Raw genomic sequence first — 26,787 nt, 5'->3', positions numbered from 1 at the left:
GATCAACATGTGGGAGCTGGCTTGCCTGCGATGGCATCACCTCGATGTAACTGATGCACCGAGGTGTCTGCATCGCAGGCAAGCCAGCTCCCACATGTTGATTGCATTGCCCTGCAAGATCAGTGACCTGACGCCGCCGGCCCCGCCTTCGCCATAAACGGCGGCCTAGCCAGCCACACCAGCAGGATCAAGCCCATGAACATCCACCCCAGCAGCGTGAAGTAATCCACGGTGGACATCATGTACGCCTGGCTGGTGAGGATCTGGTCCAGTTGCGCATAGGCCTTGTGGCCGGCGCCGCCCAGGGTGTCCAGTGCATCGCGGGTGGCCGAGTCGTACACACTCATGCTCTCGTTCATGTAGGCATGGTGCTGGTCCGCCCGGCGGATCCAGATCCAGGTGGTCAGCGATGCGGCAAAGCTGCCACCCAGGGTCCGCAGGAAGGTCGCCAGGCCAGCGCCGTCGGCGATCTGGTGCGGTGGCAGGTCGGACATCAGGATGCTCAAGGTCGGCATGAAGAACAGCGCCACACCGATGCCCATGAATAGCTGCACCATGGCGATGTGCTGGAAGTCCACTTCATGGGTAAAGCTGGCGCGCATAAAGCAGCTCAGGCCCATCGCCAGGAATGCCAGGCCGGCCAGCAGGCGCAGGTCTAACCTGTGCGCATACTTGCCGACAAACGGCGACATCAACACCGGCAGGATGCCGATCGGCGCCACCGCCAGCCCGGCCCAGGTGGCGGTGTAGCCCATCTGTGTCTGCAGCCATTGCGGCAGGATCAGGTTGATCCCGAAGAACCCGGCGTAGCCCAGCACCAGCACAATGGTGCCAATACGAAAGTTGCGGTGGGCAAACAGGCGCAGGTTGACCACCGGGTGTTTGTCGGTCATTTCCCAGATCACGAACACCGCCAGGGCGATCACCGAGATCGCCGTACCGATGAGGATGAAATTGGACTCGAACCAATCCAGGTCATTGCCCTTGTCGAGGATGATCTGCAAGGCACCGACCCCGACGATCAGGCTTAGCAGCCCGACATAGTCCATCGGCTGGTGGCTGGTGACCACCGGGCGTTTCTTGAGCTGCGCACGCACCACCATCACCGCAAAAATCCCGATGGGCACGTTGATAAAGAAGATCCACGGCCAGCTGTAGCTGTCGGTAATCCAGCCGCCGAGGATGGGCCCGGCAATCGGCGCGACCACCGTGACCATCGCCAGCAATGCCAGGGCCATGCCGCGCCTGGCCGGTGGGTACACCGCGATCAGCAGGGTCTGGGTCATCGGGTACAACGGGCCCGCCACCAGGCCTTGCAGGACCCGGAAGCCGATCAGCTCGGGCATCGAAGTGGAGACACCGCACAGGAACGAGGCCAGCACAAACAACAGGGTGGCCCATAAAAACAGCTTCACCTCGCCAAAACGCCGGCTCAACCAGCCGGTCAGCGGCAGCGCGATGGCATTGCTCACGGCAAATGAGGTGATGACCCAGGTGCCCTGCTCCGAACTCACCCCCAGGTTGCCGGAGATGGTCGGCAACGCCACGTTGGCGATGGTGGTGTCGAGCACCTGCATAAAGGTCGCCAGGGACAGGCCAATGGTGGCCATCAGCAAGCTGGGCGGCGTGAAGGAGGCGTTATGGCTCATCAGCGTTGTGCTGCCTTGGGCGCGGCCACGCTGTTGTCATGGATCAACCGGGTGATCATCGCGTCGGCCTCGGCCAACTGGCGGTCATACACCGGGGTACTGAACGATGCTTTTTGCGGCGGCTGTTGCGCCAGCACCGGGCCGCTTTGGTCGTGCAAGTTGACGTTCACCAGGGTCGACAAGCCCACCCGCAACGGGTGCTGGGCCAACTCCTGGGCATTGATATGAATACGCACCGGCACCCGTTGCACGATCTTGATCCAGTTACCGGTGGCGTTCTGCGCCGGCAGCAGGGCAAAGGCGCTACCGGTGCCAGCACCGAGGCTGTCGATGGTGCCGCTGTATTTCACATCGCTGCCATAGAGGTCGGTCTCGATATCCACTGGCTGGCCGATCCGCATATTGCGCAGTTGGGTTTCCTTGAAGTTGGCATCAATCCACAGTTGGTCCAGGGGAATCACTGCCATCAACGCAGTCCCTGGCTCAACCCGCTGGCCCAGTTGCACAGTGCGCTTGGCCACGTAGCCGGTGACCGGTGCAATCAGGGTGCTGCGCGCATAGGCCAGGTAGGCCTGGCGCAGTTGCGCGGCAGCGGCCTGCACATCCGGGTGGGACGAAATCACCGTGTCATCCACCAACGCGGTGGAGGTATTGAGCTGCTGTTGCAGGTTGGCCAGTGAGTTGCTCGCCGCGCTCAGGGCGTCGCGGGCATGGGACAGTTCTTCCAGGGAAATCGCCCCACCCTGTGCCAGGATTCGGCGGCGGTTGAAGTTGTCCTGGGCGGTTTGCACCTGGGCTTTTTGCGCGAGCACCTGGGCCTTCATGCCATCCACATTGCTGTACAGACCGCGCACCTGGCGCACCGTGCGCGCCAGGTTGGCCTGGGCGCTTTGCAGGCCGACAGCTGCGTCGTTGGGGTCGAAGTTGATCAGCACCTGGCCTTCATGGACCAGGTCGCCATCGTCGGCACCAATGCTGACCACGGTGCCGGTGACCAACGGGGTGATTTCCACCACGTTGCCGTTGACGTAGGCATCGTCGGTGCTCTCACTCCAGCGGCCATACAGCGTGTACCAACCCCACACGACCACGACGCCGAGCACGACGAGCAGCGCCAGGCCCAACAACAGGACTTTGCGTTTGCGCGGGTTGCTGTCGTTGGGTTGGGGTTCAGCGGTGTTGTTTGTTTGGGCAGTCGCCATGACCAGTACCTCGGGTTAATCAGTACGCCCTACGCGCTGGAGCGTGATGGGATCACCCGCCGCGATAAGGATTTTTTTGAGGATGTGTTCCAGGGTCTGCAACTCGCCGGGCTCCAGCGCGCCGGCCAGTTGGTTAAGGGCCTGGGCGCCGATGTGCGGCAGCCTGTCCGCCAGGCGTTGGCCGGCGGCAGTGAGCACCAGTTGCACCTGGCGTCGGTCCTGTTCGGAACGCTTACGCGCCAGCAGGTCTTTTTGCTCCAGGCGGTCGAGCATGCGGGTCATCGAGCCGCTGTCCAGGGACAGGTGGCGGCACAGTTCCGCCGGGGTGTCGACGCCAAACTGGGCCATGATGATCAACACCTTGAACTGCGCGGCGGTGATGCCGTGGGGTTCCATATGGGTGTCGATGATGCGGTCCTTGAGAATCGCGGCGCGGCCCAGCAACAGGCCTAGATGGCAGTTATGAAAGTTTTCCGGGGTGAAGTGTGCCATCGAAAGTCACCTTATTACTGCCTAGGCAGCCAATATGTGACGAAATATTACTGCCTAGGCAGCGAATGTCAAACAAATAGTTAGGTTGCTTGGTAATCAGCCTCTGAAGGCACCCCAAAACAAGTGTGGGAGCTGGCTTGCCTGCGATTACGGTGTGTCAGCCACCAGAAACAGTGACTGAACCACCCCTATCGCAGGCAAGCCGGCTCCCACACTTTGAGTGGCGTTTAGCCGTCAGAAATCCCGTTTGTAGAAGATATCCAATGAACTGGCCACGCCGCTGGCCACTTCCAGGTACACCCGCTTGCTCAGCAGGTAACGCAAGGCGATGGTGCTGGCCGGCTCGAACACCCCGACCCCGTAGCGCAGGCTGAGTTTTTCGGTGATCTTGCCGCTGGCCACTACCGCCGTGCTGGTGCCGCTGCCCTGGGTGTCCAGTTCAAAGTCCTGGATGCCGAGGTTCTTGGCAATGTCCGAGGTCACACCGGCACTGCCCATCAACCCCAGGCCCAGCGCCGCTTGCGCCAGCATGTTGTTGTCTTCGCCGGTGGTGCTCAATGGGCGGCCCAGTACCAGGTAGGACAGTGCCTGCTCCTGGCTCATGGCCGGTTCCGAAAAGATCTGCGTGGTCGGCTGCTCGGCACTGCCGCTCAAGCGGATACCGGCGATCACGTCGTCGGTCTTGCGGATGGCTTCGATATCCAGGTACGGCTGGTCCAGCGGCCCGGCGAACAGCAGGCGCGCACGGCGCACATCCAGCCGCTGGCCGTAGGCGCGATAGCGCCCGTCGTTGAGCCACAGTTCGCCACGGGTGTCCAGGTTATCACCGATATGCACCCGGCCCTGGACCTTGGCGGTCAGGCCGAAGCCGGCAAAGTTGAGCTGCTCCTCGCCCACCACCACGTTGATATCCATGGCCATGGCCATTGGCGGCTTGCCCTCTTCGGTCTGGCTGCCGACGATCACCGTGTCGTCCGAAACCTTGACCGTCGACGGCGGCAGTTCGCGCACGGTGATATCGCCACGCGGGATGTGCACATTGCCAGCAATCGCCAACTTGTCGTCTTTGAGCGTGATCTTCAGGTCAGGCGCCACTTCCAGTTCGGCGTAGGGTTCGACCGTGACCGGCAGTTGCGAGCCTTGCAGACTGAGGTCCACGACCAAGGCCCGCCCCCAGTCGATCTGCCCCTTGAGGCTGCCCTGCCCGGCCTTGCCACTGCGCCAGCCGCCGTTTAGCTGCACGCTTTCGCCGGCGATCAGGGCCTGCACGTTCAGGCCTTCAAGGCTGATGGGCAGTTCGGGCCCGGAAATCTCGCCGGCGATCAGGTTGATGTTGCCGTTGACCTGCGGCGCCAACAACCCGCCGGAGATCCGCCCGTTGCCATTGAGCTTGCCATTGAGTTTTTCCACCATCGGCACAAACGGTCGCGCGACCGCCAGGTCCAGGCCGGTGAGGCTGAAGTTGCCGGAGATCGGCTTGTTTTTCGCCAACGGGTTGATTTGCGCCTGCAACAGCAACTCACCGAGCTTGCCGCCACGGAAATTCAGCTGGGTATCGATGCGCGTGGGGTTGAGCGTGGTTTCCAGCTTGAGGGCGTCGTAGGGGAAATCCAGCCACTGGTCCTTGTCCTTGACCCGCAGCGTGCCGCCACTGGCATCCACCGCGATCAGGCCTTTAGGGCCGCTGGCCGGCAGGTCGAGTTGGATATCGGCATTGAGCTTGCCCTGCCAGGCAAAATCCTTGGGCAGCCATTGCGCCAGGCTGTCGATGGGGAACTGCTTGAGGTGGTAACGCAGCTTGGGATCGGGCATCAGCCGCTGGTCTTCGCCACATAGGCTGGCGGGCCCGGAGACCCAGCAGTGGGCGGCGAACGTCAGCTTGCCGTCGGCCATGCGCTCGATTTTTGCCGGGGCTTGCAGTTTCCAGTCCTGGCCACCGGCCTGCACATCGCCACTGGCCAGGCGCCCGCGCCAGTTGCCCTTGTCAAGATTGCCGTCCAGGGCCAGGGCCAGCTTGACCAGGGGGCCCATCAGCTCCAGTTGGAGGTTCTGGCTTTTGATATTGCCCTGGGCGCTGGCGGTCAGGGTGCCGAGCTGGGTGTCTCCGGCCTGGATGCCTGTGCCCTTGAGGTCGATCTTCGCGCGTTGGGCGTTATCCAGCGTTGCGTCCAGGGTCAGGGCTTGCAGGCGATTGTCTTCAAACACCAGTTGCTGGCCCTTGAGGTCGAGCTTGCCCTGGGGCGCCTTCAGCGTGCCGGCCACATCGAGCCGGCCATTGACCTGCCCACGCAGCTGCGGCCACAGCTGGGCCAGGCGTGCGAGCTTGATGTCGATCTGCCCGGCCAGGCGCTGTTGCAGGCTGGCGCTGCCGTTGATGCGGTTGTCGCCCAGGCGGATATCCAGGTTGGCCAGGGTCCACTGCTCGCCCGCGCCTTCGGCCTTGGCCGCCAGCACCGCCGTTTGGCCGCGCAAGCGGCCCTTGAGGTCGAGGTCGGCGTTGAGCTTGAGTTGTGCGTTTTTGAACTCGCCCTTGCTGCGCAGCGGCCCGGCCAGGGTGCCGGGCAATTCTGCGACCCAGTACGCCGGGTTCAATGCCGACAGGTCCAGCGCCGTATCCCAGGCGATGCCCTCGGCAAATTGCAGGTTCAGGTGGCCTTCGGCCTTGCCTTGGCCGGCAGTCAATTTCAGCTCGGGCAGGAACACTTGCTTGAGGTCGCCACTGAACGGCGTGACCAGGCTGAATTTGCCGGCCGGGCCGTCGAGGTCGGCCTTGAGATTGCCCAGGTAGTTGCCATCTTTGTAGGAAACTTCACCATTGAAGGTACGCAACACCACTTGCGGCTCATCAACCAGCGGATACAGGCGATGCCAGGGGAAGTCCAGCCAGTCGATTTTCGCCTCGGCGCTCAAACCCTGCTGCCAATCCAGTTGAGCACTGAGCTTGAGGCTTTGCTTGTCCCCGGCCTTCAAGTCCAGGCCGGCGAGCTGCGCGCCCTTGACATCGACCCGGCCTTGCAGCAACAGGTCAACCGGGCCCTTTTCTGCGGGTAATACAGCCTTGCCCAGCAACTGATAGCCCTTGCCCTGGTCACCCTTGGCCGTCAGGTCCAGTTGATTGAGTTGCAAGGTATCCGGCAAGTCGGCGGCAGGCTTGAAGCCATCGGCGGTGATACGCAGTTGCGCCGGCAGGTTCTCGAGCAAAGGTTGCAGCTCGCCACTGAGTTTGGCGGGCAGGTAGCCGCTGCTGTCGGCGTCGAGCTTGAGGGTCTTGAGCAAGTCACCGGTGACATTCAGCGCCACCGTCCACGGCGCGCCACCCGGGGCATAGGGCAGGCTCAGGCTGCCGCTCGCCGTCAGCGGCCAATCGCCCGTGGGTTGCAGCACGCCGTTGAGGTCCAGCACCAGGCCGTCGCGTTGCAGATGTACCGCGTCGATCTTCATGCCCTCAGCGGTCCAGTGCGCGGCCAGTTGCAGGCCCTGGAGCTCTTCGCTGCCGTTGAACAGCAGGCTGGCGACGCGCACGTCGCCCAGTTCGATGGCCACGGGCAGGTTCAAGTCCGGCAGGGTGATCGGGCCGCTGCTGTCCTCGGTGCTGGGCGGGAACTGCAGGCTCACCTGCTCCACGTCCAGTTGCCGGATGCACAGGGTCATGCGCAGCAGGCACGCCGGCGACCAGTCGAACTTAGGTGCTTTGAGCTCCACGCGGCTGCTGTCTTGTTGCCACAGCAAATGGTCGGCGCTCCACTCCCCGCCCAAACGGCCCTGGAAGTTGTCCACGCTCAAGCCCGGCACCTGGCCCAGGGCCCAGCGACTGCCGACTTGCGTACCCAGTACGCTCCAGACGGCCAGCAGCACCAAGGCGACGAGCGCCACCCCACTCAAACCCGCTATTTTCAAACCACGCTTCACAGCTCAGGCCCCATGGAAAAGTGCAAACGAATACCGCCCGGGTCTTCCAGGGCATGGGCCAGGTCAAGGCGGATCGGGCCAACCGGCGACACCCAGCGCACGCCAACGCCGACCCCGGTTTTCAGGCTCGGCAATTCCAGGGAGTTAAAAGAGTTGCCCTGGTCGACAAAGGTCGCGATCCGCCATTTTTCGGCGATGGAATATTGATACTCGGCGCTCAAGGCCACCATGTAGCGGCCACCGATGCGGTCGCCCTTGTTGTTTTCCGGGGACAGCGTCTGGTACTCGTAGCCACGCACGCTCTGGTCGCCACCGGCAAAGAAGCGCAGGGACGGCGGCACCGACTTGTAGCCATTGGTGGCGCTGCCGCCAAACTGCGCACGGCCGAGGAAACGGTGTTTGTCCCACACGGTGGTCAAGCCCTTGATCATCGCGGTGCCGTACAGCAGGTTGGTGTCCGAGCCCACCCCTTCCTTGGCCACCTTGGTATCGAACTGCAGGCGATAGCCGTTATGGGGGTCGATGCGGTTGTCGCTGCGCAGGTAGGAATAACTGAGACCGGGCATCAGCAAATTACTCAAGCCGGAGTCATCCCCCAGGCGATATTCTTCGCGTTGCCATTTGAGCGAGATCACCCGTGTCCAGCCGCTGGGCAACTTGCTGTGCCATTCCGGGCCGAGGGTGAGCAGCTTGCTGAGGGTGTCGGTGTTGGCCAGTTCTTCGTTCTGGTAGCCCCCGGCAAAACGCAGCTTGTCGGTCAGCGGCGGGTCGAGGGGAATGTCGTACCACAGGCCGACGTTCTGCCGGGGCGCCGACAACTCGGCCTCCCAGCCATAGCTGTGGCCCTGGGGGTTGACCCAGTGCCGCGTCCAGTTGGCCTTGCCCCGCGGGCCGACGTCGGTGGAAAACCCCAGGCCCAGGCCCATGGTCCGGGGCTTGCGGGTTTCCAGCTGGACCGCCACCGGGATCACGTCATTGGCCGCCGCAGCCGGGGCGGCATCCACCCGGATACCTTCAAAAAAGCCGCTGGCTTGCAGGGCCTGGTTCAATTCGGCAATCAGTTCGGAATCGTAGGGGGTGCCACTCTTGAACGGCACCATGCGCTGCAACAGTTCTTCATCAAACGGGGTATCGCCGGCAAAGTTGACTTTGCCGAGGGTGTAGCGCGGGCCGCTGTCGTAGACCAGCTCGATATCGGCCACGCCCGCCTGGGGGTCGACGGAAAGCTTCTGACTCGTGAAACGGCCACTGAAATAGCCGAAGCGCGAGGCCTGGTTCTGGATCAGGCGCTTGGCATCTTCGTAATGACCATGGTTGAGGATGGCGCCGGACTTGAGGTCCTGGCTGTCGGGTACACGGAAGGATTTGAGCTCGGCCGCCGGGCCGTCGACCCGGATCGTGACATTGCGCAAATGCACGGGCTCGCCGGGGTCGATGCTGAGGATCAGGCGCGGGTTCTTGCCGGCCTTTACCTCACTGGCAATCTGCGGCTGATAAAAGCCCAGGGCCTGGGCGGCCTTGCGCGCCTGCTCCTCGGCGCCACGGCTAAAGCGCAGCAAGGCCTCTTCATCACGCTCGCCTACCCCGCCGATATAGCCTTCGATATTGGCCTTCAGCGCGTCGTTTGAAGGCTTGACCCGTACGTCCAACTCACTTTGCGCAAAGGCGCCGCAGCTTGTGAACAGCAGAATCAAGCCGCTGGTAACTCTATTTGGAAACTTCATAGGCGCGGATGCTACACGAGCTGGGGAGCACCTTAGAACCTGGAATTGTCTGAATAATTCTCCGTTAAGCCGTTGCAGGTTGTAACACCTGGGGATTGGGGTGAAAAAACACATGTTCCAGGATGGGGCCTACCGCCACCTCTCCCACTTCCTCATAGCCCTGGCGCTTGTAGAACGCCAGGTACAGCGGATTGCCGGTATCCAGCACCACCCCGTGTGAATGGGGGTCTTCGGCGCACCAGTTATGCACGGCTGCCAGCAGTTGCTCGCCGTAATGCTTGCCCTGGAATTGCGGGTGGATACCCAGCAGCGGCAACACATGCACCGACTCGGACGGCAGGCATGCCAGCACGGCCTGATGGTATTCGAGGTAACGCCGGGTGCCCTTGAACCCGGTACTCAGCCACATGCGCAATTGCCAGGCCCAGCTTTCGGTGATGCCCAGGCGTCGTTGCGGCGGGGCAATCAGGGCGATGCCGATCAGGCGGTCATTGACCAGCAGGCCGATGGCCGGCAGATCCTGAAGAAAGTGCTGCTTGACCAGCTCGCGCACGGTGGCCCTTACCCGCTGTTCATAGCCGGAGCGTTCGGCTTCAAACAGGTAGGCAAAGGTCGGCTCATGGCGATAGGCGTGATACAGCAGCGAGCGTGCTTCGCGGGAATAGCCGCTGTCGAGCAGGTGCACCTGGGCAGTGGTGGTCGAGGTGTCGGGCATCAGTCGTATCTCCCCTGGGCGCCACTCAAAAAGGTCGCGCTCTTGTTATTACGAGCCCGGGGCAACGGAGTCGTTCCCCGCCACTGGCTCCTTGAGAGACATTAGCAGTGCATCTGTCCTACCGCCACGCTGGCCCCCGTCCGACTTGTCGGCTAGCATCGCCCTTTTGCCAGACTGGACTGCCGACCATGAAAATCGTCTCCTTCAATATCAACGGGCTGCGCGCCCGCCCTCATCAGCTGGCGGCCCTGATCGACAAACATCAACCGGACGTGATCGGCCTGCAGGAAACCAAGGTCCACGACGACCAGTTCCCGCTCGCCGAAGTCCAGGCCCTGGGTTACCACGTGTACTACCACGGGCAGAAAGGCCACTACGGCGTCGCCCTGCTCTCGCGCCAGGAGCCGCTGGCCCTGCACAAGGGTTTTGCCAGTGACGAAGAGGATGCCCAGCGCCGCTTTATCTGGGGCACTTTCGCCGATGAGCATGGCAACCCGGTCACCATCATGAACGGCTATTTCCCACAGGGCGAAAGTCGCGACCACCCAACCAAGTTCCCGGCCAAGCAGCGCTTCTACGAAGACCTGCAACAGTTGCTGGAAACCCAGTTCAGCAATGACCAGGCGCTGGTGGTGATGGGCGACGTGAATATTTCCCCCGAGGATTGTGACATCGGCATCGGTGCCGACAACGCCAAGCGCTGGCTGAAGACCGGCAAGTGCAGCTTCCTGCCGGAAGAGCGCGAATGGATGGCGCGCCTGAAGAACTGGGGCCTGACCGACAGCTTCCGCCACCTGAACCCGGACGTGGCGGATCGCTTCAGTTGGTTCGATTACCGCAGCCGCGGTTTTGAGGACGAGCCCAAGCGCGGCCTGCGCATCGACCTGATCATGGCCTCCAATGGCTTGTTGCCACGGGTCAAGGATGCGGGTGTGGACTACGAGTTGCGCGGCCTGGAAAAACCTTCGGATCATGCGCCGATCTGGCTGGAACTGAGCTGATCTTTGCGGCCACACCCTAAAATGTAGGAGCTGGCAAGCCAGCTCCTACATTTGGATAGGCGGGGTGTCAGTCATATTTTTGAAACCTTACTGTCTTAATCTGCCCGCACTTCCTTTGGCTTGAGAAGGTGCCAGCATGATGCTGCGCGTTTTGTACCTGCTGACACTTTGCAGCGTTTTTCCTCTTGTGGTTTCTGCAACGCCCCTGCCCTTCCCCGAACAGGGCCCGGCCTTGCGCATCCAGGGTTCCAACACCATTGGCGCGGCGCTGGGCCCGGCGCTGGTCAAGGGCTTGATGGAGCAACAGGGCCTGAAGGCCGTACATAATGAACCGGCCAGCCGCCCCAACGAACAGCGCCTCGTCGGCACCAGCCCTCAAGGCAAACGGGTCCTGATAGAAATTGCCGCCCACGGTTCCAGCACCGGCTTTGCCGCGCTGAAAAACGCCGAGGCCGACCTGGCCGCCGCGTCGCGCCCGATCAAGGACCGCGAACTGGTAGACCTCGAACCCCTGGGCGACCTGAAAAGCCCCGGCGCCGAACAGGTGATCGCCATCGATGGCCTGGCGATCATCCTGCACCCCTATAACCCGCTACAGGTGTTGAGCACCGAACAACTGGCGAAGATTTTCAGCGGCGAGATCAGCACCTGGGAAGCCTTGGGCGGCCGCGGCGGGCAGATCCGCTTGTATGCCCGTGATGATCAATCCGGCACCTACGACACCTTCAAGGAACTGGTGCTCAGCCGTCGCGGCAAAACCCTCGACAGCGCGGCCAAGCGCTTTGAGTCCAGCGAGCAATTGTCCGATGCGGTCAGCCACGACCCTCAGGGCATTGGTTTTATCGGCCTGCCCTATGTGCGCCAGGCCAAGGCCGTCGCGATCAGTGACGGGGACTCCCAGGCCATGTTGCCGCAGAGCAGCCTGATCGCCACCGAGGACTACCCGCTGTCGCGCCGCTTGTTTTTCTACCTGCCACCCACTAACACCAACCCTTGGGCCGAAGTGCTGGTGGACTTTGCCCAAAGCGCCCAAGGCCAGGCCATCGTGGCCGCCAATGGGTTTATCGCCCAGCAGATCAAGGCCATCACCGTGCAACCACGGGCGCCGATGCCCGCCGACTACCAGGCCATCGCCCGCGAGGCGCAACGCCTGAGCGTGAACTTTCGCTTTGAGGAAGGCAGCGCCAGCCTGGACAACAAGGCGCGCCAGGATCTGGCGCGGGTGGTGGCTTATATAAGCCGCCACGATAAACGGGACAAACGGGTCACCCTGGTGGGTTTTGGTGACGCCAAGGATGACCCGCAACGCGCCGACCTGCTGTCGAAGCTGCGGGCGATGGCGGTGCGCCGGGAATTGGTCAAGAGTGGCGTGGTGCTGCGCGATATCCGCGGTTTTGGCGCGCAGATGCCGGTGGCGGCGAACACCGTGGATGAGGGGCGGATCAAGAATCGCCGGGTGGAGGTCTGGGTTTACTGAAGCCTGCCACCGCTATCGCGGGCCCGCTCCCACAGAGGTCAATGTGGGAGCGGGCTTGCCCGCGATACAGGCGACGCGGTCTTACTGACCGCTGCGCATCATTTCCCGAGGCACATATTTGCCAATCTCGAACTTGCCAATGGCCGCGCGGTGCACTTCGTCCGGGCCGTCGGCCAGGCGCAGGGTGCGTTGCATGGCGTACATATAGGCCAGCGGGAAGTCATTGGACACCCCGGCACCGCCGTGGATCTGGATGGCCCGGTCAATCACCTTCAGGGCCACGTTCGGCGCCACCACCTTGATCTGGGCAATTTCACTTTTCGCCACTTTGTTGCCGACCGTGTCCATCATATAGGCCGCCTTCAGGGTCAGCAGGCGCGCCATGTCGATTTCCATCCGCGAGTCGGCGATCTTGTCGATATTGCCCCCCAGGCGCGCCAGTGGCTTGCCAAAGGCGGTGCGGCTGACGGCACGCTTGCACATCAACTCCAGGGCCCGCTCGGCCATGCCGATGGAGCGCATGCAGTGGTGGATACGCCCCGGGCCAAGGCGACCCTGGGCAATTTCAAAGCCACGGCCTTCACCCAGCAGGACGTTTTCGTACGGCACACGCACGTTATCGAACAGCACTTCGGCATGCCCATGGGGCGCGTCGTCGTAGCCAAACACCGGCAACGGCCGGACGATTTTCACCCCGGGCGCATCCACCGGCACCAGGATCATCGAGTGCTGCTGGTGGCGCGGCGCATCCGGGTTGCTCAGGCCCATGAAGATCAGGATCTTGCAGCGCGGGTCGCACGCGCCGGAGGTCCACCACTTCTTACCGTTGATCACCCACTCGTCACCCTGGCGCTCGGCGCGCGCAGCCATGTTGGTGGCGTCGGAAGACGCCACGTCCGGCTCGGTCATGGCGAACGCCGAGCGGATCTCACCGCGCAGCAGCGGCTCCAGCCAGCGTTGTTTCTGTTCTTCGTTGGCGTAGCGCACCAGCACTTCCATATTGCCGGTGTCGGGTGCCGAGCAATTGAACGGCTCCGGCCCGAGCAGGGAGCGGCCCATGATTTCGGCAAGCGGCGCATATTCCAGGTTGGTCAGGCCGGCCCCCAGTTCGGATTCCGGCAGGAACAGGTTCCACAGGCCTTCGGCCTTAGCACGGGCCTTGAGCTCTTCCATAATGGCCGTGGGCTGCCAGCGGTCACCTTCGCTGACCTGGCGCTCAAACACCGGCTCGGCGGGGTAAACGTAAGCCTCCATAAACGCGGTGACGCGTTCACGCAGTTCCTGAACCTTGGGCGAATAGGCAAAATCCATGAGCAGCTCCCTTCGTGGAGAGGTTGTTTAGGTCATGCAATCGATGCTAGAACAGCGTTGATAATTTACCTAGCCTATTCTCGGCGTGTATTAACATTCATCACCGATATATGATCGGCGCATGAAAACCTAACAAGAAGAGCGCAACGCAATGAATCTGAGCAAGGTCGACCTCAATCTTTTCATCGTCTTTGACGCGATCTACACCGAAGCCAACCTGACCCGTGCCGGGCAGATCGTCGGCATTACCCAGCCGGCCGTGTCAAACGCCCTGGCACGCCTGCGCGAGACTTTCAACGACCCGCTGTTCGTGCGCACCGCCCAGGGCATGGTGCCGACCCCCATGGCCCAGAACATCATTGGCCCGGTGCGCAACGCCTTGTCGCTGCTGCGGGTGTCGGTGCAGGAAAGCCGGATCTTCAACCCGTTGCAGGCGGCCAAGACCTACCGCATCAGCATGACCGACCTCACGGAGGCGGTGATCCTGCCGCCGCTGTTCCAGCGCCTGCGCCGCCTGGCGCCGACGGTGATCATCGAGAGCTTTTTGTCCAAACGGCGGGAAACCACCAAGGAACTGGCCGCCGGGCGCCTGGATTTTGCCGTGGACGCGCCGCTCAACACCGACCCGCAAGTGCGCCACGTCAAGCTGATGGAAGACCGCTACGTGTGTGCCATGCGCAAGGGCCACCCGCTGGCGGGCAAGGAAAAGCTCAGCCTGGATGACTACCTGGCGCTGACCCACATCCATATTTCCAGCCGGCGCAATGGCCTGGGCCACGTCGACCTGGCCCTGGGCAAGATGGGGATCCAGCGCAAGATCGCCTTGCGCTCGCAGCATTACCTGATGGCCTCCCAGGTGTTGCAGCAGACCGATATGGTGATGACCGTGCCCGAGCGCTTTGCCAGGCGTAACGAGCTGCATTCGTTCAACCTGCCGGTCAATGATGTGCCGTCGGTGGAAACCCACCTGTACTGGCATGAAAGCACCGACCAGGACCCGGCCAACCGCTGGATGCGCGAGCAGATGATCGAGTTGTGCCAACAGGTGACGGCGCGCGAGAAGAAGTTGGATAACCCATAGGGGTAGGGGGATTTGCTTGACGTTTACGTCAAGCAGCCATTAGCGTAGCGCCAAGACCCTCCTTGAGCGCCATCATGAGCACCACCTACAGCATCTCCGACCTGGCCCGCGAGTTGGACATCACCACCCGGGCCATTCGTTTCTATGAAGAGCAAGGCCTCTTGAGCCCCGAACGCCGGGGCCAGGAACGTATCTATTCGCCCCGGGACAAAGTCAGCCTGAAGCTGATCCTGCGTGGCAAGCGCATCGGCTTTTCCCTGGCCGAATGCCGCGAACTGATCGAACTCTACGACCCCAGCAGCGGCAATCAGAAGCAACTGCACAGCATGCTGGCGAAGATCAGCGAACGCCGCGAGCAACTGGAACAGCAGTTGCTGGACATCGAACAGATGAAGCTGGAACTGGACACCGCCGAAGAACGTTGCACCCAGGCCCTGGAACAGACGATCCAGAGCCAGGTCGGCCAACCCCAATAAAAAGGTAGCTCCCATGTCTCTCCCCTCTTTTGTGCGCCTGATCGAAGTCGGCCCGCGCGACGGCCTGCAAAACGAAGCACAGCCCATCAGCGTGGCCGACAAGGTACAACTGGTGGACGCCCTCAGTGCGGCCGGCCTGGGTTATATCGAAGTCGGCAGCTTTGTCTCGCCCAAGTGGGTGCCGCAGATGGCCGGCTCCGCCGAGGTGTTTGCGCAGATCCAGCGCAAGCCGGGCGTGATCTATGGCGCCCTGGCGCCGAACCTGCGGGGCTTCGAGGACGCGCTGGCGGCCGGGGTCAAGGAGGTCGCGGTGTTTGCGGCGGCGTCCGAGGCGTTCTCCCAGCGCAATATCAATTGCTCCATCAGCGAGAGCCTGGAGCGCTTTGCCCCGATCATGGCGGCGGCGCAGCAGCAGGGCATCCGTGTGCGCGGCTATGTGTCGTGCGTGCTGGGCTGCCCTTATGAAGGCCAGGTCGCGCCAGCGCAAGTCGCAGCGGTGGCCCGCGAGCTGTATGCCATGGGCTGTTATGAGGTGTCCCTGGGCGACACCATCGGCACCGGCACCGCAGGCGCTACGCGGCGCATGTTCGAGGTGGTGGGCAAGGACGTGCCCCGGGCCAAGCTTGCCGGGCACTTCCATGACACCTATGGCCAGGCCATCGCCAATATCTATGCCAGCCTGCTGGAAGGTATCGCGGTGTTCGACAGCTCTATCGCGGGCCTTGGCGGCTGCCCCTATGCCAAGGGCGCCAGCGGTAACGTGGCCACCGAGGATGTGCTGTACCTGCTCAATGGCCTGGGCATCGAGACCGGTATCGACCTGGATACGTTGCTGGTGGCGGGGCAACAGATCTGCACAGTCCTGGGCCGCCCCACCGGTTCACGCGTGGCCAAGGCCCGTAGTGCCAGTTGAGTACTGTGCCCGTGACGATGTGTTACCTCGCGGCTACACATCGGGTAACACGGGAACATATTTTGTCGCATTTTCTGAAGTAAATTTCCCACTAAAAAATCAAGTTATTGATTTTAAAGGCATTTTAAAAGTTGGCACGGCTTCTGCTATCTCTATGGCATAACAAGAATAAAAAGCACCAAACCTAATAAAAATAAGACGTACCGACTCTGACATAACAAAAACAACACGGCAGAGACGCAGCTAACAGATTTTTTTGGAGAAGATGTGCTTCGCAGGGTACGGCGCAAGCCGCCACTCGCAACCGGGCAGAGAACAATAAAACTACCCCAAGGTAGCTACCCACTGGTTGGATCGCGTGCGAAGAAGCAGATCAGCGCTCAAAAAAATACGTTTGCTCTTGACCCCGGATGGGGGTCGCCAAAACAGCGGTAAAGGGCCACGGTTGCCAAAAACAACAATAGACCGCCCCTCAATAATAAAAAAAGAGCACGTAACAACAAATTAAAGGGGAGCTTCGGCTCCCCTTTGTGCTGTCTGGATGAAAACAATGCCTACTGACACGCCACCGTTAATGTGGGAGCTGGCTTGCCTGCGATAGCGGTGTGTCAGCTACTCAATTGTTGACTGATAAACCGCAATCGCAGGCAAGCCAGCTCCCACCCTTTAGATCAGGGTTTCAGCGTTCGCAGTTGCTCGATCGTGATCTCCCGCATCCGAAACTTCTGGATCTTCCCCGTCACCGTCATCGGAAACTCTTCGACAAAGCGGAAATACTTCGGTGTCTTGAAGTGTGCAATGCGCCCCTTGCACCAGGTTTGCAGCTCCAGCGCGTTGGCCACGTGCCCCGGGTGGAACTTGATCCAGGCCACGATCTCTTCGCCGTAACGCTCATCGGGAATGCCGATGATCTGCACATCGGCCACCGCCGGGTGGGTGAAGAAGAACTCCTCCAGCTCCCGTGGGTACACGTTCTCGCCACCGCGAATGATCATGTCCTTGTTGCGCCCGGCGATGCACACATAGCCCTGCTCATCCATGCTCGCCAGGTCGCCGGTGTGCATCCAGCCGGCGTCGTCGATGGCCTCGCGGGTGCCTTCGGGGTTGTTCCAGTAGCCAAGCATCACGCTGTAGCCACGGGTGCACAACTCGCCGATCTGCCCGCGCGGCACGGTGTTGCCGGCCTCGTCGATAATCTTGCTTTCCAGTTGCGGCTGGGTGCGCCCAACCGTGGTCACGCGCCGCTCCAGGTCGTCATCCGCGCCGGTCTGTAGCGACACCGGGCTGGTCTCGGTCATGCCATAGGCAATCTGCACTTCGCTCATATGCAGGTCGCTGATCACCCGGCGCATCACCTCGATCGGGCAGGTGGAGCCGGCCATGATCCCGGTGCGCAGGGTCGACAGGTCGAACGTGCTGCGTTGCGGATGATCGAGCACCGCGATAAACATCGTCGGTACGCCGTACAGGCCGGTAGCGCGTTCTTCGGCCACGGCGGCCAGGGTCAGTAGCGGATCGAAGCCGTCATTGGGATAGATCATGGTGGTGCCATGGGTGATGCAGCCCAGGTTGCCCATGACCATGCCAAAGCAATGGTAGAGCGGCACCGGGATCACCAGGCGGTCCTGCGCGGTCAGGCCCAGGCTTTCGCCGACCATGTAGCCGTTGTTGAGGATGTTGTGGTGGCTGAGGGTGGCGCCCTTGGGAAAGCCCGTGGTGCCGGAGGTGTACTGGATATTGACGGCTTGATCGAAGTGCAGGCTGGCCTCGCGGCGGTGCAGGTGTTCGGCGGGAATACCCGCGCCGAGGGCCGATAATTGCGACCAGGGCAGGAACCCCGAGGGCGGTCGCGCATCCAGGCTGATCACCCCGCGCAGCTCGGGTAACAGCTCACAGTGCAATTGGCCGATGCCCTGCTCCGCCAGTTCCGGCACCAGCGCCTGTAGCATCCCGTGATAGTCAGAGGACTTGAACGCGCCAGCACAGATCAACCACTGGCAACCCGATTGCTTGAGCACGTATTCCAGTTCGCTGCTGCGGTAGGCCGGGTTGATGTTGACCAGGATCACCCCAAGCTTGGCGCTGGCCACCTGGCTGATGCACCACTCGGCGCAGTTCGGCGCCCAGATGCCGAGGCGATCCCCAGCCTGCAGCCCCAGGGCCAACAGAGCGCGGGCATGCAAGTCCACGGCTGCGGCCAATTGCTGCCAGGTGTAGCGCAGCTGCTGATGGCGCACCACCAGGGCCTCGCCCTCCGGGTGCTGCGCCACGGTGCGGTCAAATGCCTGGCCAATGGTCATGGCCAGCAGGGCCTTGTCCTGTGGGCCACGGCTGTAGCTCTGATTCGGTTGATCCATGACGACCCCTATTGTCTTTTTTGTAGGTGGACGGTGCGCCGGTCAGGCGCGAGCTTGACGTTAACGTAAGCTACGATTGACAGTCATGCAACGCAAGTTTACGTTAACGTAAAGGTGACCGCCCAATGGCGTCGCCAGCCCCACAACAATAATGTTTATAGGTGCCCTCCCATGAGTTACCCGACCCTGAACTTCGCCCTCGGTGAAACCATCGACATGCTGCGCGACCAGGTGCAGGCCTTCGTGGCCAAGGAGCTGGCGCCACGGGCGGCGCAGATCGATATCGACAACCTGTTCCCCGTGGATATGTGGCGCAAGTTCGGCGACATGGGCCTGTTGGGCATCACCGTGGCGGAAGAATACGGCGGTGCCGGCCTGGGTTACCTGGCCCACGTGGTGGCCATGGAAGAAATCAGCCGCGGCTCGGCCTCGGTGGCGTTGTCCTACGGCGCGCACTCCAACCTGTGCGTCAACCAGATCAACCGCAACGGCAGCCACGAGCAGAAACTCAAGTACCTGCCCAAGCTGATCAGCGGCGAACACATTGGCGCCCTGGCCATGAGCGAGCCGAATGCCGGTTCTGATGTGGTGTCGATGAAGCTGCGCGCCGACAAGCGTGGCAGCGTGTACGTGCTCAATGGCAGCAAGACCTGGATCACCAACGGCCCCGATGCCCACACCTATGTGATCTACGCCAAGACCGACCTGGAAAAAGGCGCCCATGGCATCACCGCGTTTATCGTCGAGCGCGACTCGAAAGGCTTCAGCCGCAGCAACAAGTTCGACAAGCTGGGCATGCGCGGCTCCAACACCTGCGAGCTGTTTTTCGATGACGTCGAAGTGCCCGAAGAAAACATCCTCGGCGCGCTCAATGGCGGAGTCAAAGTGCTGATGAGTGGCCTGGACTACGAGCGCGTGGTGCTCTCCGGTGGCCCCACCGGGATCATGCAGGCCTGCATGGACCTGATCGTGCCGTACATCCACGACCGCAAGCAGTTCGGCCAGAGTATCGGTGAGTTCCAGCTGATCCAGGGCAAGGTCGCCGACATGTACACCCAGCTCAACGCCAGCCGTGCCTACCTGTATGCGGTGGCCCAGGCCTGCGAGCGCGGCGAAACCACGCGCAAGGACGCCGCCGGGGTGATTCTGTACAGCGCCGAACGCGCGACGCAGATGGCCCTCGATGCAATCCAGATTCTTGGCGGCAATGGCTACATCAATGAATTCCCCGCAGGCCGCCTGCTGCGCGATGCCAAGCTGTATGAAATCGGCGCGGGCACCAGTGAGATCCGACGCATGTTGATTGGTCGCGAACTGTTTAACGAAACCCGCTGAGGGAGTGCACCATGGCCACCCTGCACACCCAACTCAACCCGCGCTCGGCAGAGTTTGCCGCCAACAGCGCGGCGATGCTCAAACAGGTCGATGCCTTGCACACCCTGCTCGCCCAGGTCCAGCAAGGCGGCGGCAGCAAGGCCCAGGAGCGTCATACCTCCCGTGGCAAGCTGCTGCCGCGCGAGCGCATCAACCGCCTGCTCGACCCGGGCTCGGCGTTCCTCGAACTCAGCCAACTGGCGGCGTATCAGGTCTACGGTGAAGACGTACCCGCTGCTGGCGTGATCGCCGGGATCGGCCGCGTTGAAGGCGTGGAATGCATGATCGTCGCCAACGACGCCACGGTAAAAGGCGGCTCCTATTACCCGCTGACCGTGAAAAAACACCTGCGCGCCCAGACCATCGCCGAACAGAACCGCCTGCCGTGCATCTACCTGGTGGATTCCGGCGGCGCCAACCTGCCGCGCCAGGACGAGGTGTTTCCCGACCGCGAGCACTTTGGGCGGATCTTCTTCAACCAGGCCAATATGAGCGCCCAGGGCATCCCGCAGATCGCCGTGGTCATGGGCTCCTGCACCGCCGGCGGTGCCTATGTGCCGGCGATGGCCGATGAAGCGATCATGGTGCGCCAACAGGCGACCATCTTCCTCGCCGGCCCGCCCCTGGTGAAGGCCGCCACCGGCGAAGTGGTCAGCGCCGAAGACCTGGGCGGTGCCGATGTGCACTGCAAGATCTCCGGGGTGGCCGACCATTACGCCGACAGCGACGAACACGCCCTGGCCCTGGCCCGCCGCAGCGTCGCCAACCTCAACTGGCACAAACAGGGGCAGTTGCAGCAGCGCACGCCGGTCGCACCGCTGTATGCCAGCGACGAGTTGTACGGGGTGATCCCGGCCGACGCCAAGCAACCTTTCGATGTGCGCGAAGTGATTGCGCGGCTGGTGGACGGCTCGGTCTTCGATGAATTCAAGGCGCTGTTCGGCACCACACTGGTCTGCGGCTTTGCCCATTTGCATGGCTACCCCATCGCGATTCTCGCCAACAACGGCATCCTGTTTGCCGAAGCGGCGCAAAAAGGCGCGCACTTTATCGAACTGGCCTGCCAGCGCGGGATTCCCCTGCTGTTCTTGCAGAACATCACTGGCTTTATGGTCGGCCAGAAGTACGAAGCCGGCGGCATCGCCAAGCACGGCGCCAAGCTGGTCACGGCCGTGGCCTGCGCCAAGGTGCCGAAATTCACGGTGATCATCGGCGGCAGCTTTGGTGCCGGTAACTACGGGATGTGTGGGCGCGCCTATGATCCGCGCTTTTTGTGGATGTGGCCCAACGCACGCATTGGCGTGATGGGCGCCGAGCAGGCGGCCGGTGTGCTGGTGCAGGTCAAGCGCGAACAGGCCGAGCGCAGTGGCCAGGGGTTCAGCGCCGAGGACGAAGCGCAGATCAAGCAGCCGATCCTCGACCAGTACGAAACCCAGGGCCACCCCTATTACTCCAGCGCCCGCCTGTGGGATGACGGCGTCATCGACCCCTTGCAGACCCGCGACGTGCTGGCCCTGGCCTTGTCCGCCGCGCTGAATGCCCCCATCGAGCCGAGCCGCTTCGGCGTGTTCCGCATGTAATTGGAGCTGCACCCATGAGCGATTTCAACACCGTTGAACTGGTCAACGACCCCCGGGGCTTTGCCACCCTGTGGTTGAGCCGGGAAGAGAAGAACAACGCATTCAACGCCGAGATGATCCGTGAGCTGATCATTGCCCTGGACCAGGTGCAGGCCGATGCCGCCTTGCGTTTTCTACTGGTCCGCGGGCGCGGCAAGCATTTCAGCGCCGGCGCGGACCTGGCCTGGATGCAACAGTCGGCCGAGCTGGACTACCACACCAACCTCGACGACGCCCGCGAGCTGGCAGAGCTGATGTACAACCTGGCCAAGTTGAAGATCCCCACACTGGCGGTGGTCCAGGGCGCGGCCTATGGCGGCGCCCTGGGCCTGATCAGTTGCTGCGACATGGCCATTGGCGCCGATGATGCGCAGTTCTGCCTGTCGGAAGTGCGCATCGGCCTGGCGCCGGCGGTGATCAGCCCGTTTGTGGTGCAGGCGATTGGCGAGCGCGCGGCACGCCGCTATGCCTTGACCGCAGAACGCTTCGACGGTCAGCAGGCCCAAGCCATCGGGCTGTTGGCGCAAAGCTACCCTCTCGATACGCTGGAGCAGCAGGTCGAGCAATGGACCGCCAACCTGCTGCTCAACAGCCCGGCCGCCATGCGCGCCAGCAAGGATTTGCTGCGCGAAGTGGGTAACGGCACGCTGACCCCGGCGCTGCGCCGTTACTGCGAAAACGCCATCTCCCGTATCCGCGTCAGCGCCGAAGGCCAGGAAGGCCTGCGCGCATTTTTGCAAAAGCGTACGCCCAGTTGGCAGTCCCAGGAGCCGCGTTCATGAGTTTGCCGTTGATTACCTGCGTGCTGGTGGCCAACCGGGGCGAAATCGCCTGCCGGGTCATGCGCACGGCCAAGGCGATGGGCATGACCACCGTTGCCGTGCACAGCGCCACGGACCGCGATGCGCGCCATAGCCGCGAAGCCGATATCCGCGTGGACCTGGGCGGCAGCAAGGCCGCCGACAGTTACCTGCAGATCGACAAACTGATCGCCGCCGCCAAGGCCAGCGGCGCCCAGGCGATTCACCCGGGCTATGGCTTTCTTTCCGAGAACCCAGGCTTTGCGCGGGCGATTGAAGAGGCCGGGCTGATTTTCCTCGGCCCACCCGCCTCGGCCATTGATGCCATGGGCAGCAAGTCGGCGGCCAAGGCATTGATGGAAACCGCCGGTGTGCCGCTGGTGCCGGGTTACCACGGCGCCGAGCAGGACCTGGAAACCTTCCGCCAGGCCGCCGCGCGCATTGGCTACCCGGTGCTGCTCAAGGCCACCGCTGGCGGCGGCGGCAAGGGCATGAAAGTGGTCGAGGACGAAAGCCAGCTGGCCGAAGCCCTGGCCTCGGCCCAGCGTGAGGCGCTGTCGTCGTTTGGCAACGCGCAGATGCTGGTGGAGAAATACCTGATCCAGCCGCGTCACGTGGAAATCCAAGTGTTTGCCGACCAGCACGGCCATTGCCTGTACCTCAATGAACGCGACTGCTCGATCCAGCGTCGCCACCAAAAAGTCGTCGAGGAAGCACCCGCCCCCGGCCTCAGCCCTGCCCTGCGCCAGGCCATGGGTGAGGCAGCGGTGCGTGCCGCCCAGGCGATTGGCTATGTCGGCGCCGGCACCGTGGAGTTCCTGCTGGATGCACGCGGTGAGTTCTTCTTCATGGAGATGAATACCCGCTTGCAGGTGGAACACCCGGTGACCGAGGCCATCACCGGCCTGGACCTGGTGGCGTGGCAGATTCGCGTGGCGCAAGGCGAACCGCTGCCGATGACCCAGGAGCAGGTGCCGTTGCGCGGCCACGCCATTGAAGTGCGGCTGTATGCCGAAGACCCGGCCAATGACTTCTTGCCGGCCACCGGGCATCTGGCGCTGTACCGCGAGTCGGCGCCAGGCCCGGGACGCCGGGTGGACAGTGGCGTCGAGCAAGGCGACGACATCTCGCCCTTCTACGACCCGATGCTCGGCAAGCTGATTGCCTGGGGCGAGGACCGCGAACAGGCACGCCTGCGCCTGTTGAGCATGCTCGACGAATTTGCAGTCGGCGGCTTGAAGACCAACCTGGGCTTTTTGCGGCGCATCATCGGCCACCCGGCGTTCGCCGCGGCGCAGTTGGATACCGGGTTTATCCCGCGCTATCAGGAGCAACTGCTGCCTGTTGCAAGCGCGTTGAACGATGCATTCTGGCAGGCGGCTGGCCATGGGTTTATGCAAAGCCAACTGCCTCGGTTGCGGGACGACGACCCCGCCTCGCCGTGGGCTGCGACACAGGGGTTTCGTGCAGGCCTGCCTGCCGAGACATCACTGCACCTGAGCTGCGACGGTCAGGACCGCCTGGTGACACTGCAAACCACCACTGCGCCACAACTGCGCGACGAACAGCTGTTGATCGAAGACGCCGGCATACGCCGCTCGCACCTGGCCGTGCGCCAGGGGCCGACGCTGTTCCTGCGCTGGCAAGGCGAAATGCGCAGCGTGACGCTGTTTGATCCGATCGCCGCCGTCGAGGCCGGGCAAGCCCATCAGGACGGCCTTACGGCGCCTATGAACGGCAGCATCGTGCGGGTGCTGGTGGAGGTCGGCCAGACGGTCGAGGCCGGCACGCAACTGGTGGTGCTCGAAGCGATGAAGATGGAGCACAGCATCCGCGCGCCCCATGCTGGTGTGGTCAAGGCGCTGTATTGCCAGGAAGGCGAAATGGTCGGCGAAGGCAGCGCCTTGGTGGAGCTGGAGGCCCAGGCCTAGAACTTCACCGTGGCCTGTACCACGACGCCGATGATCCGGCAGTCATCGGTCAGCAGCGCCTTTGGATAGGTCGGGTTGAGCGGCACCAGGTAACGCTGGCCGCTTTCTTCGATCAACTTACGAAAGGTCGCCTGGCTGCTGCCGACCCATTGGGCCACCACCAGGTGGCCGGGTTCGGCGTCGAGGGCCGGGTCCACCAGGATCATCATCCCGTCGGCGATGCTCGGCCCACTGGGCGCGGTCATTGCGTCGCCGCTCACCTGTAGCCAGAACGCCTCGCCGCTGGCGTCGTAGTCACTCGCCTCAAAACGCCCAGGGCCATAGGCTGGCCGCGCTTCGTGCACCCGGCAGGGTTGCTTCCAGTCACTCACGGGGTAGCGAAAATACGGGTTGTATTGAACGGCCGACGCGGTGTCGTCTGCCGGGCCGTCGCCCCTTTCGCGGATCACCAGCGCCGCTTCCAGGTAACCCAGGCCCAGCTCTTCGAGCACCCGGTTCATATCGGCAAGGCTCGGCACCCGGCGCTTGCCCAGCCAATGGCCAATGCCGCCCTGGGACATGCCCAGACGCGCGGCCAGTTGATTCTGCGTGACCTTGCGGGCCTTCATGTTGGCTTTGACCAACGCTATCCATTTATCCATGGGGCAGACAATACCGGGTGGATTCACGGCGACAATAAACAGTTTGTAGTAATCAATCAAATGACATAAATACAGATCGTATTATTATCAGTCCCACCTGTTCACCCTCCCACCCAGAGCACCGACCTCATGACCATAACCCCGGATCACCTGCCTGGCACACCTGATAACGACGAAATAAAGTTTTTGCAGGGCAGCGATGCAGCCCGACGCGCACTGGACTACTACTTGAAAGAAGAGACAACCCTCGCCTCGGACGAGGTGGCCTTTTTTGAAGCCAACCCCACTGTCAGCAGTGAAGAAGCCCTGGTCCATGCTTCGGACCTGCTGCGTAGCGCCGCCGCCATTGCGTATGAACTGGCGAACAACAAGCTGGGGGGCACCCGGGACCTGGCGTTTTCGGTGGTGTATCTGATTGATATGGCCAAGGCCATGCTGGAGCGTCCACTGCACCTGGCAGGCGGGAAAACCCCGTGAGCCGGTAGATGTGCAGGAACAGCGAGAAAAATATTTCTATCTGGACGATAAAAACATTTGACTTGCAAATGATAATGATTATTATTGCATGCAGCTGGTCGCGAGATCAGTCGATAGACCAAGGGACCTTAGGTCGGACTCTTGGAATATCTCCTCATCAGGCTAATCACGGTTTTTGACCCGGCTCTTTGGCCGGGTCTTTTTTTTGCCAGTTATTCTGGCGTGGCTTCAGGCTAATGAAGACTGTGTGTTGCTTGATGGCGCGCATGGTAGCAAAAGACCATCGCCGAAAGAAAGCCAAGAAAGCGCTCTGGCCCGGTTCTTTCCAAATTAGCACTTGAGAATCAATCTCATAGACTCTAAGCTGCTGCGGCGTCATGGACGACGCCCCCTCCTTTTTCGCAATCATTTGCGTCCAGACTTTACCCCGCGCCTGTGTAAACTGCCTGTCACAACTCTCATACTCAGGCAAGCAGACTATGACCGTGGCCTTGACCTCCATCAAAATCAGCACCGACTTCGACAGCGGCAATATCCAGGTGCTCGACACCAGCGATGCCCATCAGTTACTGCTGGCAATCAAGCCGGATACCCGCAGCCAGCACTTCCAATGGTTCCACTTCAAGGCCGAAGGGATGCACGTAGGTCATACCCATACCTTCCGCCTGAGCAACGCTGGCCAGTCTTCCTACAAACATGCCTGGAGTGGCTACAACGCCGTGGCGTCCTATGACCATATCAATTGGTTCCGGGTCCCCACGCGCTTTGATGGCGAAACCTTGCACATCGAACTGCAGACCGAGCAAAAACATGCCTGGCTCGCCTACTTCGAACCCTACAGCCGCGAGCGTCACGCCTGGCTGATCGACCAGGCGCTGAACCGTGCCGGTACGCAATTGCTGGCCACCGGCAAGAGTGTCGAAGGCCGTGATATTCCCCTGCTGCGCCGTGGCAAGGGGGGCGCTGGGCGGCGCAAGGTCTGGATCATTGCGCAACAGCACCCGGGCGAGCACATGGCCGAGTGGTTTATGGAAGGCATCATCGAACGCCTGCAACAGGACGGCGATGCCGAACTGAAAAAACTCCTGGCCGCCGCCGACCTGTACCTGGTGCCGAACATGAACCCGGATGGCGCGTTCCACGGCCACTTGCGCACCAACGCCATGGGCCAGGACCTCAACCGCGCCTGGCAGAGCGCCAGCCAGGAACAGAGCCCGGAAGTGCTGTTCGTCCAGCAGCAAATGGAGAAATACGGCGTCGACCTGTTCCTGGATATCCACGGCGACGAGGAAATCCCCTACGTGTTCACCGCCGGCTGTGAAGGCAACCCTGGCTACACGCCGCGTATCGAGGGCCTGGAAAAACACTTTCGCAGCCACTTGAGCGAGCTGACCCGCGACTTCCAGACCACCCATGGCTACACCCGCGACTTGCCGGGCCAGGCCAATATGACCCTGGCCTGCAACAGCGTGGGCGAGAAATTCGACTGCCTGTCCCTGACCCTGGAAATGCCGTTCAAGGACAACGACGATGCCCCCGACCCGCACACCGGCTGGTCCGGCAAACGCTCCCGGCAACTGGGCAAGGACGTGCTGAGCACCGTGGCGGATATAGTCAGCGTACTGCGCTGAACCTGCC

General features: G+C 62.0%; 21 protein-coding genes. 11 read left to right on the top strand and 10 right to left on the bottom strand.

Annotation, left to right across the window (positions count from 1 at the left end):
* Positions 1 to 119: 119 nt before the first annotated feature.
* From AC07W7_RS12480 to AC07W7_RS12455, 6 genes are all read right to left on the bottom strand, one after another.
* A complete protein-coding gene (locus AC07W7_RS12480) occupies positions 120 to 1,649 on the bottom strand; it encodes a DHA2 family efflux MFS transporter permease subunit (RefSeq protein WP_076964744.1) in 1,530 nt (509 codons plus the stop codon).
* Positions 1,649 to 2,851 carry an HlyD family secretion protein gene (locus tag AC07W7_RS12475; RefSeq protein WP_495039407.1) on the bottom strand — a complete coding sequence of 401 codons (1,203 nt, stop codon included), beginning with the start codon at positions 2,849 to 2,851 and terminating at the stop codon, positions 1,649 to 1,651. The genes AC07W7_RS12480 and AC07W7_RS12475 overlap by 1 nt, the downstream gene beginning before the upstream one ends.
* Positions 2,852 to 2,866: 15 nt before the next feature.
* Entirely contained in the window at positions 2,867 to 3,343 is a 477-nt protein-coding gene (locus AC07W7_RS12470) for a MarR family winged helix-turn-helix transcriptional regulator (RefSeq protein ID WP_076964746.1), read from the bottom strand.
* Positions 3,344 to 3,577: 234 nt separating this feature from the next.
* Positions 3,578 to 7,252 (bottom strand): translocation/assembly module TamB domain-containing protein, encoded by a 3,675-nt coding sequence (locus AC07W7_RS12465; RefSeq protein WP_495039406.1) that lies wholly within the window; start codon positions 7,250 to 7,252, stop codon positions 3,578 to 3,580.
* Positions 7,249 to 8,976 (bottom strand): autotransporter assembly complex protein TamA, encoded by a 1,728-nt coding sequence (locus AC07W7_RS12460; protein WP_169901294.1) that lies wholly within the window; start codon positions 8,974 to 8,976, stop codon positions 7,249 to 7,251. Before AC07W7_RS12460 ends, AC07W7_RS12465 begins: the two co-directional genes overlap by 4 nt.
* 64 nt (positions 8,977 to 9,040) lie before the next feature.
* Positions 9,041 to 9,691, bottom strand: coding sequence for a GNAT family N-acetyltransferase (locus AC07W7_RS12455; RefSeq protein ID WP_076964756.1), 651 nt, complete (start codon positions 9,689 to 9,691; stop codon positions 9,041 to 9,043).
* Between the two features lie 188 nt (positions 9,692 to 9,879).
* On the opposite strand from AC07W7_RS12455, the gene xthA reads away from it, so the two are divergent.
* Complete coding sequence (gene xthA, locus AC07W7_RS12450) at positions 9,880 to 10,692, top strand: exodeoxyribonuclease III (protein ID WP_076964757.1); 813 nt, start codon at positions 9,880 to 9,882, stop codon at positions 10,690 to 10,692.
* A gap of 136 nt (positions 10,693 to 10,828) precedes the next feature.
* Positions 10,829 to 12,169 carry a substrate-binding domain-containing protein gene (locus AC07W7_RS12445; protein WP_495039405.1) on the top strand — a complete coding sequence of 447 codons (1,341 nt, stop codon included), beginning with the start codon at positions 10,829 to 10,831 and terminating at the stop codon, positions 12,167 to 12,169.
* Between the two features lie 81 nt (positions 12,170 to 12,250).
* On the opposite strand, the gene AC07W7_RS12440 is transcribed toward AC07W7_RS12445, so the two are convergent.
* The gene (locus tag AC07W7_RS12440) at positions 12,251 to 13,480 is read right to left on the bottom strand and encodes an acyl-CoA dehydrogenase (protein WP_495039404.1); all 1,230 of its coding nucleotides are present in this window, start codon (positions 13,478 to 13,480) and stop codon (positions 12,251 to 12,253) included.
* A 151-nt stretch (positions 13,481 to 13,631) separates the two neighbouring features.
* Between AC07W7_RS12440 and AC07W7_RS12435 the strand changes: the two genes are divergently transcribed.
* From AC07W7_RS12435 to AC07W7_RS12425, 3 genes are all read left to right on the top strand, one after another.
* Positions 13,632 to 14,561 carry a LysR family transcriptional regulator gene (locus tag AC07W7_RS12435; RefSeq protein ID WP_076964760.1) on the top strand — a complete coding sequence of 310 codons (930 nt, stop codon included), beginning with the start codon at positions 13,632 to 13,634 and terminating at the stop codon, positions 14,559 to 14,561.
* 74 nt (positions 14,562 to 14,635) lie between these two features.
* Entirely contained in the window at positions 14,636 to 15,037 is a 402-nt protein-coding gene (locus tag AC07W7_RS12430; protein WP_154220670.1) for a MerR family transcriptional regulator, read from the top strand.
* A gap of 13 nt (positions 15,038 to 15,050) precedes the next feature.
* Entirely contained in the window at positions 15,051 to 15,950 is a 900-nt protein-coding gene (locus tag AC07W7_RS12425; protein ID WP_076964761.1) for a hydroxymethylglutaryl-CoA lyase, read from the top strand.
* Between the two features lie 671 nt (positions 15,951 to 16,621).
* Here AC07W7_RS12425 and AC07W7_RS12420 read toward each other — a convergent pair.
* Positions 16,622 to 18,307: an AMP-binding protein gene (locus AC07W7_RS12420; protein ID WP_495039403.1), complete on the bottom strand. Its 1,686-nt coding sequence runs from the start codon at positions 18,305 to 18,307 to the stop codon at positions 16,622 to 16,624.
* A 171-nt stretch (positions 18,308 to 18,478) separates the two neighbouring features.
* Between AC07W7_RS12420 and AC07W7_RS12415 the strand changes: the two genes are divergently transcribed.
* From AC07W7_RS12415 to AC07W7_RS12400, 4 genes are read left to right on the top strand one after another with little or no spacing between them, the layout of a single operon-like run.
* Positions 18,479 to 19,642: an isovaleryl-CoA dehydrogenase gene (locus tag AC07W7_RS12415; RefSeq protein WP_076962656.1), complete on the top strand. Its 1,164-nt coding sequence runs from the start codon at positions 18,479 to 18,481 to the stop codon at positions 19,640 to 19,642.
* An 11-nt stretch (positions 19,643 to 19,653) separates the two neighbouring features.
* Positions 19,654 to 21,261 carry a carboxyl transferase domain-containing protein gene (locus tag AC07W7_RS12410; RefSeq protein ID WP_076962655.1) on the top strand — a complete coding sequence of 536 codons (1,608 nt, stop codon included), beginning with the start codon at positions 19,654 to 19,656 and terminating at the stop codon, positions 21,259 to 21,261.
* A 14-nt stretch (positions 21,262 to 21,275) separates the two neighbouring features.
* On the top strand, positions 21,276 to 22,082 hold the full coding sequence (locus AC07W7_RS12405; protein WP_076962654.1) for a gamma-carboxygeranoyl-CoA hydratase: 807 nt from the start codon (positions 21,276 to 21,278) through the stop codon (positions 22,080 to 22,082).
* Complete coding sequence (locus AC07W7_RS12400; RefSeq protein WP_495039402.1) at positions 22,079 to 24,031, top strand: acetyl/propionyl/methylcrotonyl-CoA carboxylase subunit alpha; 1,953 nt, start codon at positions 22,079 to 22,081, stop codon at positions 24,029 to 24,031. The genes AC07W7_RS12405 and AC07W7_RS12400 overlap by 4 nt, the downstream gene beginning before the upstream one ends.
* Here AC07W7_RS12400 and AC07W7_RS12395 read toward each other — a convergent pair.
* Positions 24,028 to 24,672, bottom strand: coding sequence for a LexA family protein (locus tag AC07W7_RS12395; RefSeq protein ID WP_495039401.1), 645 nt, complete (start codon positions 24,670 to 24,672; stop codon positions 24,028 to 24,030). The two genes, AC07W7_RS12400 and AC07W7_RS12395, sit on opposite strands and share 4 nt — an antisense overlap.
* 129 nt (positions 24,673 to 24,801) lie before the next feature.
* Between AC07W7_RS12395 and AC07W7_RS12390 the strand changes: the two genes are divergently transcribed.
* Positions 24,802 to 25,149, top strand: a complete 348-nt coding sequence (locus AC07W7_RS12390) for a DUF6124 family protein (RefSeq protein ID WP_495039400.1) — start codon at positions 24,802 to 24,804, stop codon at positions 25,147 to 25,149.
* Between the two features lie 166 nt (positions 25,150 to 25,315).
* On the opposite strand, the gene AC07W7_RS12385 is transcribed toward AC07W7_RS12390, so the two are convergent.
* Positions 25,316 to 25,528 carry a hypothetical protein gene (locus AC07W7_RS12385; protein ID WP_130898216.1) on the bottom strand — a complete coding sequence of 71 codons (213 nt, stop codon included), beginning with the start codon at positions 25,526 to 25,528 and terminating at the stop codon, positions 25,316 to 25,318.
* A gap of 100 nt (positions 25,529 to 25,628) precedes the next feature.
* Here AC07W7_RS12385 and AC07W7_RS12380 point away from each other — a divergent pair, with 100 nt between their 5' ends.
* On the top strand, positions 25,629 to 26,780 hold the full coding sequence (locus AC07W7_RS12380) for a M14 family metallopeptidase (RefSeq protein WP_076962650.1): 1,152 nt from the start codon (positions 25,629 to 25,631) through the stop codon (positions 26,778 to 26,780).
* Positions 26,781 to 26,787 lie beyond the last annotated feature (7 nt).

Source organism: Pseudomonas sp. GW821-FHT01D09 (assembly GCF_059422465.1).
This window is presented reverse-complemented; position numbering and strand designations above follow the sequence as displayed.

Bases quoted from the DNA above. Each gene is read 5' to 3' on its own strand.
- AC07W7_RS12385 (WP_130898216.1), bottom strand. From the start codon at position 25,528: ATGACGCCGCAGCAGCTTAGAGTCTATGAGATTGATTCTCAAGTGCTA.
- AC07W7_RS12395 (WP_495039401.1), bottom strand. From the start codon at position 24,672: ATGGATAAATGGATAGCGTTGGTCAAAGCCAACATGAAGGCCCGCAAG.
- AC07W7_RS12430 (WP_154220670.1), top strand. From the start codon at position 14,636: ATGAGCACCACCTACAGCATCTCCGACCTGGCCCGCGAGTTGGACATC.
- AC07W7_RS12415 (WP_076962656.1), top strand. From the start codon at position 18,479: ATGAGTTACCCGACCCTGAACTTCGCCCTCGGTGAAACCATCGACATG.
- AC07W7_RS12405 (WP_076962654.1), top strand. From the start codon at position 21,276: ATGAGCGATTTCAACACCGTTGAACTGGTCAACGACCCCCGGGGCTTT.
- AC07W7_RS12400 (WP_495039402.1), top strand. From the start codon at position 22,079: ATGAGTTTGCCGTTGATTACCTGCGTGCTGGTGGCCAACCGGGGCGAA.
- AC07W7_RS12390 (WP_495039400.1), top strand. From the start codon at position 24,802: ATGACCATAACCCCGGATCACCTGCCTGGCACACCTGATAACGACGAA.
- AC07W7_RS12470 (WP_076964746.1), bottom strand. From the start codon at position 3,343: ATGGCACACTTCACCCCGGAAAACTTTCATAACTGCCATCTAGGCCTG.
- AC07W7_RS12480 (WP_076964744.1), bottom strand. From the start codon at position 1,649: ATGAGCCATAACGCCTCCTTCACGCCGCCCAGCTTGCTGATGGCCACC.
- AC07W7_RS12420 (WP_495039403.1), bottom strand. From the start codon at position 18,307: ATGGATCAACCGAATCAGAGCTACAGCCGTGGCCCACAGGACAAGGCC.
- AC07W7_RS12475 (WP_495039407.1), bottom strand. From the start codon at position 2,851: ATGGCGACTGCCCAAACAAACAACACCGCTGAACCCCAACCCAACGAC.
- xthA (WP_076964757.1), top strand. From the start codon at position 9,880: ATGAAAATCGTCTCCTTCAATATCAACGGGCTGCGCGCCCGCCCTCAT.
- AC07W7_RS12455 (WP_076964756.1), bottom strand. From the start codon at position 9,691: ATGCCCGACACCTCGACCACCACTGCCCAGGTGCACCTGCTCGACAGC.
- AC07W7_RS12410 (WP_076962655.1), top strand. From the start codon at position 19,654: ATGGCCACCCTGCACACCCAACTCAACCCGCGCTCGGCAGAGTTTGCC.
- AC07W7_RS12425 (WP_076964761.1), top strand. From the start codon at position 15,051: ATGTCTCTCCCCTCTTTTGTGCGCCTGATCGAAGTCGGCCCGCGCGAC.
- AC07W7_RS12460 (WP_169901294.1), bottom strand. From the start codon at position 8,976: ATGAAGTTTCCAAATAGAGTTACCAGCGGCTTGATTCTGCTGTTCACA.
- AC07W7_RS12445 (WP_495039405.1), top strand. From the start codon at position 10,829: ATGATGCTGCGCGTTTTGTACCTGCTGACACTTTGCAGCGTTTTTCCT.
- AC07W7_RS12435 (WP_076964760.1), top strand. From the start codon at position 13,632: ATGAATCTGAGCAAGGTCGACCTCAATCTTTTCATCGTCTTTGACGCG.
- AC07W7_RS12440 (WP_495039404.1), bottom strand. From the start codon at position 13,480: ATGGATTTTGCCTATTCGCCCAAGGTTCAGGAACTGCGTGAACGCGTC.
- AC07W7_RS12380 (WP_076962650.1), top strand. From the start codon at position 25,629: ATGACCGTGGCCTTGACCTCCATCAAAATCAGCACCGACTTCGACAGC.